Below are 1,210 nucleotides of genomic sequence, written 5' to 3'. Positions count from 1 at the left end.
AACCCTTCCTAATGGGGAAATATCCGGTTACCCAAGCACAATGGCGACAAGTGGCTAGTTTCCCCAAACTCCAACGAAACCTGAGCCTAGACCCCTCAAGATTTAAAGGATTCAATCTTCCCGTTGAAAAAGTTTCATGGTATGATGTGGTGGAATGGTGCGATCGCCTCTCAAAAGTAATCAGCAAACCCTGCCGATTACCGAGTGAAGCCGAGTGGGAATATGCAGCCCGCGCCGGAAGAACTAGCCCCTTTCATGTCGGTGATACCCTGACGACAGACCTCGCCAACTACGATGGCAACTACAGCTATAGCTCAGGACTCAAGGGAGTCTTCCGCAAAAAAACCACCCCCGTCGGTCGGTTTCAAAGCGCCAACGCCTTTGGCTTGTATGATATCCACGGGAACGTTTGGGAGTGGTGCGCTGACCCCTGGCGCGACAACTACAATGGTGCGCCTTCGGATGGTACGGTGTGGGATAGTCAGGATATAGATGTTGACAATTTAGTCAAACTTTTGGAAAGCAAAGACCGGAGAGTGCTGCGTGGCGGTTCATGGTCTAACCTTCCTGTATTCTGCCGTTGTGCCAGCCGCAACAGTGCCTACCCGGGCAACCTCCTCCACAACTTCGGTTTTCGGGTAGCCTGTGCGCTTTAGCGCTTTAGTAGGTTGGGTGAAGCGCAGGGAAACCCAACTTTCCCATTGTAGGTTGGGTGAAGCGCAGGGAAACCCAACTTCCCCATTGTAGGTTGGGTGAAGCGCAGCGAAACCCAACTTCCCAGCCAGCCGTGAGCCACCGGGTTTCTGTGAAAAAGCGGGTTAATTTTCGGCATTTATGGTAATGTAAAATCAGGTATCAATAACCACCCTGATTATGAGCCAATGTCTGAACCCAGACTGCCTCCACAGCAACCCCGAAGATTGCCAGTTTTGCCAAAAATGTGGCAGTGCGCTTTAGTAGGTTGGGTGAAGCGCAGCGAAACGCAACTTCCCAGCCAGCCGTGAGCCACCGGGTTTCTGTGAAAAAGCCGGTTAATTTTCCGCATTTATGGTAATGTAGAATCAGGTATCAATAACCATCCTGATTATGAGCCAATGTCTGAACCCAGACTGCCTCCACAGCAACCCCGAAGATTCCCAGTTTTGCCAAAAATGTGGCAGTAAACTCCGACTGGCAGAACGCTACTATGCTAAAAGCATCCTCGGACAAG

At 50.9% G+C, this 1,210-nt stretch carries 2 protein-coding genes and 1 pseudogene; all 3 read left to right on the top strand.

Annotation, left to right across the window (positions count from 1 at the left end; genetic code table 11):
- Window positions 1-656: formylglycine-generating enzyme family protein (locus tag ACTIE0_RS24525; RefSeq protein WP_439517053.1), on the top strand; the 656-nt coding region annotated here is incomplete at its 5' end.
- A 217-nt stretch (window positions 657-873) separates the two neighbouring features.
- Window positions 874-954: pseudogene (locus ACTIE0_RS24520) on the top strand (4-Cys prefix domain-containing protein); the annotation flags it as partial.
- A 132-nt stretch (window positions 955-1,086) separates the two neighbouring features.
- Window positions 1,087-1,210 (top strand): 4-Cys prefix domain-containing protein (locus ACTIE0_RS24515; RefSeq protein ID WP_439517054.1); only part of this gene is annotated, 124 nt, incomplete at its 3' end.

The organism is Limnospira sp., from assembly GCF_051859755.1.
In the GTDB taxonomy this organism is placed as follows: Bacteria; Cyanobacteriota; Cyanobacteriia; order Cyanobacteriales; family Microcoleaceae; genus Limnospira; species Limnospira fusiformis.
Note: the sequence above shows the minus strand (reverse complement) of the source record. Positions and strands in the feature narration are given on the sequence as shown.